Here is a 7,526-nt window from a genome sequence, read left to right as displayed (position 1 = left end):
ATGCAGTGAATGACTCATTCCTGGCGTCCGGTGCCAGGAATGAGTCATTCACTGCATCCGACTCCCCGTGCGCGCCTCGATGGGCGCCGGGCTTCCGACCGACCCTGCCCCGCACCCCCGTCAACCAGGCCACTCCAAGCTCGCCCCGGCCAGCACCCCGACTCGCGCCACCAGCCCCCGGCGACAGCGCCGGCACCAATCGCTCAGCAGTCCAGCCGAAGTCTCTGAAGGCCACCTTCAGGGCACCCAGTTCCCTGAAGGTGGCCTTCAGAGCACGTCAGCGCCCCAACTTGGTGAACGACAAAGCCGGGTCCGCCGCGCCGGCCCGGTGCGGCGTGGCTACCATCCGCGTCCGCGCCGCGCGAGCCCGGTCGATCACCTGCACACTGCTCCACCCCACCGGAACCCGCGAAGCCAGCAGCGCCTCGCGCCACTTCCCCGCGCGCCGGACGTGCCGGGCGAACGACCGCGGCCGCACGATCCGGCCCCGGCTGCGCTGCCCCGCCAGGGCCTCCGCGGCCGTCACGTCCAGGAACAACAGCCGCACCGGCCGGCCGCTGACCGCTCCCACCAGCGCCAGCAACGCCCGGGTCGAAGCCCGCGTCGACGGCTCGTGGACCACGATCGGCCCCGCCGCCAGCGCCCGCCGCACCACTCGCGCGCGGTGCCACGCGTGGACCACCGGCCGGTAGCACCGGTACGGCACGGGTACCGCCGCCAGCCGGGCGCGGACCTGGTCGGAGTCCAGCACCGGCAGGCCGGGCGCGGCGTGGCGGAGCATCGTCGTCTTGCCCGCGCCGGGCAGGCCCGCCACCACGAGCAGGTCGCGGGGCCCCAGCTCGATCACCGTGGTCTCGCTCATGCCCCGTCAACGCCGCGCCGAAGGTAATGGTTCCTTTACCTTCAACTCACGGAGGGTGATCGAAACACCAGCAGACTCGACCGTGCGGCCGGCGCCACCCGGAGAGACGCCCGGATGTCACCACCGGTGCCCGGCGTCACCCAGTGGTCTGAAAACCCATGCACGGCAAAGCATTCGTCGGTCCGGAACCGCTTCGGGTGAAGATCGTCCGGACCTCTTCCCGACGGTCGGAATTTCCTTATCTTCTGGAAGGACGCACCGCTAGAACAGGGGAACTCGCCATGACCCAGTCGCTGGAACTCCCGGTCCAGGAATTCTGTCTCGATTGGACGCTCACGGGCGACGCCGGTGGCCGGGTCGGGGTCACGCTCTCCGGGCAGGTCTCGCTGCTCGACAACAACCGGTTCTACAAGATCGACGGCGTCGTCTACGTCACCGAAGGTGATGCCGACATCCGCGCGGTCGGGAACCCGTGCGTGTCCGTACGGCGCAACGGCGTCGAGAAGACCGGGCGGCAGTGGGGCTGGGAGATGTGTTCGGCCCGCAAGCGGCTCGCCGCGCTGAACACGATGGAAGGCTACTTCGTCCGCACCGGCTACTGGGCGCCGGCCGATCGCGCCATCCAGCTGAGCCTCTGCGCCGAAACCGGGTGGAGCCGGCGCAAGAGCTACAGCCCGCACGTCACCGTCCGGATGGTCGACTGACCACTGTGGACGCCCGGCGCCGCGCCGCCGCGACCACGAGCCCGGCCGCGACCGCGCCCGCCACCGCGCACCCGGCGCCGAACCCCGGGGCCGGTTCGTGCACGCGCAGCACCACGACGCACAGCCACGCGACGGCGCCGAACAGCAGGCCCAGCACCGGCCCGCCGACCGGCGCACCGCGCCAGCGGTGGCCGTTGCGGATCGTCCGCAGCCCGGACTCGAGGTAGGCCAGCGCGAACAGCGCCAGGAGGAGACTGCCGGCGCCCATCGCGCTGGCCAGCGGGTGCTGGCTGGTGCGCAGCGTGAAGGTCTGCTCGACCGGTCCGGTCCGCACCGTCGCGGTGACCGCGCCGCCGACCACCCACCGCGCGATCGCCGGCAGGGTGAGCTGCGCGGTGAAGCCGTTGCCCGCCGGTTTCGCGTCGGTCTCGGCCGAGCCGAGCGGGATCCCGGCCGCGGACAGCGTGAGCGAGACCGGGCCCGGGTTGCCGGTGCCGGCCAGCGTCAACGGCTTGCTGAGGTCCACTTCGACCGGCGCCGTGACGGGCTCGGTGCCGAGCAGCAACGTCGGCGACGCCTGGTGCGGCAGCCGCTCCGGGTTGAGCAGCGCGAGCACGACCAGCACGATCGCGGCCGCCGCCGCGGCCAGCCGCAGCCACAGCACCGCGGCCTGCGAGCCACGCGCCGGGTCCGATCCGGCGTCGAGCGGGCCGGAGCCGTCGCCCGCCACTCCGAAAGCCGGCCCGCCGTCCACCGACCCGCTCGGCGCGACCAGCGTCGGGTTCGGCCCCGACGGCCGCCGGACCGGCCGCGTCCGCGCCTCCCCCGGCGGCGCCGGCGCGGTGGGCGAGTTGAGCCCGGCGATCACCCGCGGCGTCAGGTGCAGCACCGGCACCCCGGACCGTTCGAGCCAGCCCGGTCCGTAGACGGCGGTCGCGGCCCCGGCCAGGTCGGCCGCGAAGGATTCGGCCTCGCGATACCGCGCGTCGAGCTCACGCGCGAGGCTGCGCATGATCACGCCGGCGATCGGCATCGGGACGCCCGCGATCGGCCGCGGGTCGGTGAACATGTGCTGGCGCATCATGCTGATCGCGCCCCGCGTGTTGTCGAACGGGAGCTGCCGGGACAGCAGCTCGTAGAGCACCGTGCCGGCCGCGTAGACGTCGGCCGCCGGGCTCAGCGCGTTGCCCATCGCCTGTTCGGGCGCGATGTACGCCGGGGTACCGAGGATTTCGCCACCGTGCGTGACGAGCGTGGCACCCTCGCTGATCACCCGCGCGATGCCGAAGTCGGCCACCTTCATCACGCCCTGCAGGGTGAACAGCAGGTTCCGCGGCTTGACGTCGAGGTGCAGCACGCCGGCCCGGTGCGCCGCGTGCAGCCCGGCGAGCATCGCCAGGCCGATCGCGCACGCCTGCTCGCCGCTGACGCCGCCGCCGTGGAACCGGCTGTGCACGGTGCCGCCGTCGAGCCGTTCCATCACCAGCAGGTGCTCGCGGCCGGTGCGGACGTAGTCGTACACCGGCACGATGTGCGGGTGGTCCAGGCTGGCCAGCACACGGGCCTCGCGATCGAACAGCTCGCTGCTCGCCGCGTGGTTGAGCACGTCCCAGGGCAGCTGCTTGATCGCGACGCTGCGCCCGAGCGTCCGGTGCGTCCCGGCGAAGACGAGCCCCATGCCGCCTTCGCCGATCTCGGCGCCGATGTCGTACTGCGGCAGGGCGGCGACCAGCTCGGCCGGTGCGCTCATCGGGTGAATTCCTGAGTGGGCGGGATCGCCATCCGGACGGTGGTGTCACTGCCTGCGGTCTCGCTGTCGGCCCGTGGCGGCGCCGGGTGCGGCGTCAGGTAGCCGAGCAGGAACGCGATCGCCGCGGCGCCCAGCACCACCGGGATCTCGATCGCCGGCTCCGGCGGGACCAGCCGCAGCACCGACAGCGTGATCACCGCGACCAGGCCGGTGCCGAACCCGGCGGGCAGGAACCGCAGGCCCCGGCGCCAGCGGTTGGGGGCCAGCCGGTGCCGGGCGAGCGCGAGCAGCGCGGCCAGCCAGGCCAGGACGGTGAGCACGAGCATCGCCAGGCCGAAGACGCCGTAGACCGACCAGAAGGAGCCACGGACGTCGGCGACCGTCGTCGCCTCGCCGAGCGTGGCGCGCTGGGCGTCGAGCAGCTCGACCGACGACGGCAGCAGCCCGGTCGCCTGTCCGGCGAGGTCGCCGAGGTCCAGCACGAACGTCCGGGTGATCGAGCCCCGCGCCGGCACTTCGAACGGCGCGGTCGTGTCGTAGGCGAAGAAGGTGAGGGCGAGCGCGACACCGGAGAGCCGCACGCTGCGCACCTTCACCGGGGCGGTCCCGGAGTTGGTGGCCACGACCTGCAGTTCGACCTGCTTGGCCGGGTCGATCGGGACCGTGGCGTCGGCGATCGGCCGCCGGTCGATCGACACCTGCACGCCGAGCGAGCCGGATCCGGACTGCGCCGACGCGGCCGGCGCGCCGAGCAGCACCCCGCACAAACCCAACGCAACCCCCGCCGCGATGACACGTCCCATTGGGCATCCCCTACTTGCGTTATCCGACTGGTCCGGAATGCTACAGCGAGCACACACCGGGGAGGGACGTCCCAATGCGATTCGTGGTTCGGTTGTTTTTCGGCACCGTGGCCGGAGCGATACTCCTGCTCACGTTCGCGGGTAACGCCAACGCACAAGTTCCGCCTTCGGTTGGTTTGACACCATCAACGGGAAAGGCCGGTAGCTCGTTCACCATTTCCTGGAATGGTTTCGCGGTGTGCCGGATCATCAATTTCACTTGGGCCGGCACCTCGCTCGGCTCGAAAGTGGCCCCGGCGACCAGCGGGTCGTTCGCCACGGCCGTGCCCGCCGGCGCGAAGCCGGGCTCCTACACGGTGACCGCGACCTGCACGAGCCAGAAGGAGACCGCGAGCGGCACCTTCGTCGTCACCGGAGTCACCACGACCACCCCGCCGCCACCGGTGACCACGACCCCGCCACCGCCCGTGATCACGCGCCCGACCAGGCCCGGCACCACCACGACCCCGCCTCCGACCACGAGCACCACCCCGCCGACGACCACGACCACGCCGCCGTCGTCCACCACGCCGACCACTCCCGGCACCCCCACGACCACCAGCACCGAGCCCAAGCCGGGTGAGCTGGTGCTCGATCGGCCGAGCGTCCAGCCCGGCGACGAGCTGTCCGCGTCCGGAAAGGGCTGCCAGCCGAGCCGGATGGTCACCCTGACCTCCGACGGCGTCGAGGTCGGCTCCGCCTACACCGACGGCTCCGGCGCCTTCACCGCGCCGGTCGAGTTCACGCGGATCGAGGCGGGACGGCACACCGTCGTCGCCGAGTGCGGGGTGCGGCTGACCGGCGCGGTCGACCAGGTCGTGACGCGGTCGTCCGGCGGGCAGACCGGGACGCTGGTCATCCTCGTGTTCTTCGTGCTCGCGGGCATCACGGCGATCCGTTTCCGCTGACCTCCGGTTGACATGCAGCCGTTCGGCTGCCTATCGTGCATAGGCAGCCGAACGGCTGCATTTCTCGGGAAGGGCGCGATGGACGAGGTGTTCAAGGCGCTGGCCGATCCCAGCCGGCGCCGGCTGCTGGACGTGCTGAACGAGCGCAACGGCCAGACCCTGCGCGAGCTGTGCGCGGGGCTGGAGATGGCCCGCCAGTCGGTGAGCAAGCACCTGGCCGTGCTCGAGGCGGCCGGGCTGGTCACGACGACCTGGCGCGGCCGCGAAAAGCTGCACCACCTCGACGCCGCGCCGATCAACGCGATCGCCGAGCGCTGGATGACCCGCTTCGACCGGCAGCGGGCCGGCGCGCTGGCCGATCTGAAACGAGCCCTGGAGTCCGAACCCATGAACGAATTCGCCTACACCACCTACATCAGCACGACCCCGGAAAAGCTCTGGCAAGCGCTTACCGAACCGGCGTTCACCCGGCAGTACTGGGGCGTCGCGTTCGAAACCGAGTGGAAGAAAGGTTCGCCGATGGTCTGGGCGGAAAGCGGCGCGAAAACGAGTCATCCCGATCAGGTCGTGCTCGAATCGGACCCCTACCGCCGGCTCTCCTACACCTGGCACACATTCACCGAAGAATGGGCCGATCGCAACGGCATCGCCCCGGAAACGCTGGCGAAACTGCAGCGGGAAGGCCGCTCGAAGGTCACCTTCACACTCGAACCCCAAGGGGAAACCGTGAAGCTGACGGTGCTGCACGACGGTTTCGAACCGGACAGCACGGTCAAGGCGATGTGCAGCCAGGGCTGGCCCGCGTTGCTCTCGAGCCTGAAGACGCTGCTGGAAACCGGAACTCCGCTGCCCGCGGCGTAACCAACCGGACTTTCGCGCCGAACCAGACAGATCTGGCACAGGCAAACGTCTGAATCCTCCCCCTTTCGTGGTCGCCTGGTCAAAATCCCGGTGAATTTCCTACTCTCGGCGTCCTCCGTTGCGGATTTGTGAGCGTTAGGCTCGCATAATCCGTGACCGAGAATGGTCCGATCGAGTGACGGGGAGAGTGTCAGTGCGTAGCCGCTGGATCGTGGCGGCCGTGGTCGTGGCCGCCGCGGCGGGAGCCGTCGTGGCGTTCTGGCCGGACAGCGCTTCCGCCGGCGACCCGGAGATCGCGGTGTCGCGCTCGGCGTGCGGCACCGGCTGGTCGGACCCGAAGCCCGGGCCGCAGACGTTCCGCCTGCACAACACCGGCTCGGTGACCGCCGAGGTCGACCTGATCGACCCGGCGACCGGGGTGATCTACGGCGAGGTCGAGGGCCTCGGCCCGGCGACCACCCGGCCACTGCAGGTCAATCTCGGCAACGGCAGTTACGCGTTCCGCTGCCTCCCGGAGGACGCCGGCGCGATCGTCGGACCGGCCGTGCAGGTCAGTGGCGGGGCCGAGCGGACCGGGCCCGGCGTCGCGCCGGTGACGCACAACGATCTGCTGGGGCCGCTCAAGGCGTACCAGCAGCACGTCACGACGGGCCTCGGTGAGCTGGTCACGAACACGGGCGCGCTGAAGAACGCTGTCCACGGCGGCGACCGCGCGGCGAGCGAAGCGGCGTGGCTGACGGCCCACCTGACGTACGAGCGCCTCGGCGCGGCGTACGACGCGTTCGGCGACTCCGACGGCGCGCTCAACGGCACCGCCGACGGCCTCCCGGACGGCCCGTCCGACGCGGGCTTCACCGGCTTCCACCGCCTCGAGCAGGGCCTGTGGCACGGCGAGGACCTGGGCGCGCTCGGCCCGGTGGCCGACCGCCTGGACACGGACGCCCGCGCGCTGCAGGCCTCGTTCGCCGACAGCCAGGTCGACGGCAACGACCTCGGCCTGCGCGCGCACGAGATCATGGAGAACACGCTGCAGTTCGAACTGACGGGCCGCACGGACTACGGCAGCGGCACCACCCTGGCCACGGCCCGCGCCAACCTCGACGGCACCCGCGCGGTGCTGGACGTGCTCCGTCCGCTGCTGGCACCGAGGTACGCGGATCTGTCCAAAGTGGACAAGTGGCTGACCCGCACCCAGACCACTTTGGACGCGGCCCACCACCCGGACGGCAGCTGGACGCCACTGGACCGGTTGCTGCAGAAGGAGAGGCAGAAGCTGAACGCGGACGTGAGCGAGCTGACGGAACTGCTGGCCCCGATAGCCGCGATCGCCGAGCCGAGGAGGGTTTCGTGACTGACCAGCCTCGCGAGAATGCAACGCATCAGGCCACTGGTGCGAGCCAGCGCCGCCCGACCGCACAGTGCGGCGACTTCACCCGCGCCGGCCAGCCACGCAAGACCGCGCCGCACCCGGCCACCAGCGCGAGCCTGCACCGCCCGACCCCGCAGTGCGGCGACTTCACCCGCGCCGGCCAGCCACGCAAGACCGCGCCGCACCCGGCCACCAGCGCGAGCCTGCACCGCCCGACCCCGCAGTGCGGC

General features: G+C 71.4%; 9 protein-coding genes. 5 read left to right on the top strand and 4 right to left on the bottom strand.

Annotation, left to right across the window (positions count from 1 at the left end):
• Positions 1–277: 277 nt before the first annotated feature.
• Complete coding sequence (locus tag AB0M83_RS47405; protein ID WP_364529034.1) at positions 278–862, bottom strand: AAA family ATPase; 585 nt, start codon at positions 860–862, stop codon at positions 278–280.
• A gap of 281 nt (positions 863–1,143) precedes the next feature.
• Here AB0M83_RS47405 and AB0M83_RS47400 point away from each other — a divergent pair, with 281 nt between their 5' ends.
• Positions 1,144–1,566 carry a hypothetical protein gene (locus AB0M83_RS47400; RefSeq protein ID WP_364529031.1) on the top strand — a complete coding sequence of 141 codons (423 nt, stop codon included), beginning with the start codon at positions 1,144–1,146 and terminating at the stop codon, positions 1,564–1,566.
• Here the strand turns inward: AB0M83_RS47400 and AB0M83_RS47395 are convergent.
• The 3 genes from AB0M83_RS47395 to AB0M83_RS47385 form a co-directional block, all read right to left on the bottom strand.
• A complete protein-coding gene (locus tag AB0M83_RS47395) occupies positions 1,544–3,316 on the bottom strand; it encodes a serine/threonine-protein kinase (protein ID WP_364529028.1) in 1,773 nt (590 codons plus the stop codon). The two genes, AB0M83_RS47400 and AB0M83_RS47395, sit on opposite strands and share 23 nt — an antisense overlap.
• Positions 3,313–4,119 (bottom strand): hypothetical protein, encoded by an 807-nt coding sequence (locus tag AB0M83_RS47390; RefSeq protein ID WP_364529025.1) that lies wholly within the window; start codon positions 4,117–4,119, stop codon positions 3,313–3,315. The genes AB0M83_RS47395 and AB0M83_RS47390 overlap by 4 nt, the downstream gene beginning before the upstream one ends.
• A gap of 349 nt (positions 4,120–4,468) precedes the next feature.
• Positions 4,469–4,825: a hypothetical protein gene (locus AB0M83_RS47385; RefSeq protein ID WP_364529023.1), complete on the bottom strand. Its 357-nt coding sequence runs from the start codon at positions 4,823–4,825 to the stop codon at positions 4,469–4,471.
• On the opposite strand from AB0M83_RS47385, the gene AB0M83_RS47380 reads away from it, so the two are divergent.
• From AB0M83_RS47380 to AB0M83_RS47365, 4 genes are all read left to right on the top strand, one after another.
• Positions 4,818–5,066, top strand: coding sequence for a hypothetical protein (locus AB0M83_RS47380; RefSeq protein WP_364529020.1), 249 nt, complete (start codon positions 4,818–4,820; stop codon positions 5,064–5,066). The genes AB0M83_RS47385 and AB0M83_RS47380 overlap by 8 nt on opposite strands.
• 78 nt (positions 5,067–5,144) lie before the next feature.
• On the top strand, positions 5,145–5,927 hold the full coding sequence (locus AB0M83_RS47375; protein ID WP_364529017.1) for a metalloregulator ArsR/SmtB family transcription factor: 783 nt from the start codon (positions 5,145–5,147) through the stop codon (positions 5,925–5,927).
• A 193-nt stretch (positions 5,928–6,120) separates the two neighbouring features.
• Positions 6,121–7,278 carry an EfeM/EfeO family lipoprotein gene (locus tag AB0M83_RS47370; protein WP_364529014.1) on the top strand — a complete coding sequence of 386 codons (1,158 nt, stop codon included), beginning with the start codon at positions 6,121–6,123 and terminating at the stop codon, positions 7,276–7,278.
• Positions 7,275–7,526 (top strand): hypothetical protein (locus tag AB0M83_RS47365; RefSeq protein ID WP_364529011.1); only part of this gene is annotated, 252 nt, incomplete at its 3' end. The genes AB0M83_RS47370 and AB0M83_RS47365, both read left to right, overlap by 4 nt.

It is taken from the genome of Amycolatopsis sp. NPDC051106, assembly GCF_040682775.1.
In the GTDB taxonomy this organism is placed as follows: domain Bacteria; phylum Actinomycetota; class Actinomycetes; order Mycobacteriales; family Pseudonocardiaceae; genus Amycolatopsis.
Note: the sequence above shows the minus strand (reverse complement) of the source record. Positions and strands in the feature narration are given on the sequence as shown.

What these genes read in the sequence shown, in the direction of transcription:
- AB0M83_RS47380 (WP_364529020.1), top strand. Translation starts at nt 4,818, where the DNA reads ATGGTCACCCTGACCTCCGACGGCGTCGAGGTCGGCTCCGCCTACACC.
- AB0M83_RS47390 (WP_364529025.1), bottom strand. Translation starts at nt 4,119, where the DNA reads ATGGGACGTGTCATCGCGGCGGGGGTTGCGTTGGGTTTGTGCGGGGTG.
- AB0M83_RS47395 (WP_364529028.1), bottom strand. Translation starts at nt 3,316, where the DNA reads ATGAGCGCACCGGCCGAGCTGGTCGCCGCCCTGCCGCAGTACGACATC.
- AB0M83_RS47405 (WP_364529034.1), bottom strand. Translation starts at nt 862, where the DNA reads ATGAGCGAGACCACGGTGATCGAGCTGGGGCCCCGCGACCTGCTCGTG.
- AB0M83_RS47375 (WP_364529017.1), top strand. Translation starts at nt 5,145, where the DNA reads ATGGACGAGGTGTTCAAGGCGCTGGCCGATCCCAGCCGGCGCCGGCTG.
- AB0M83_RS47400 (WP_364529031.1), top strand. Translation starts at nt 1,144, where the DNA reads ATGACCCAGTCGCTGGAACTCCCGGTCCAGGAATTCTGTCTCGATTGG.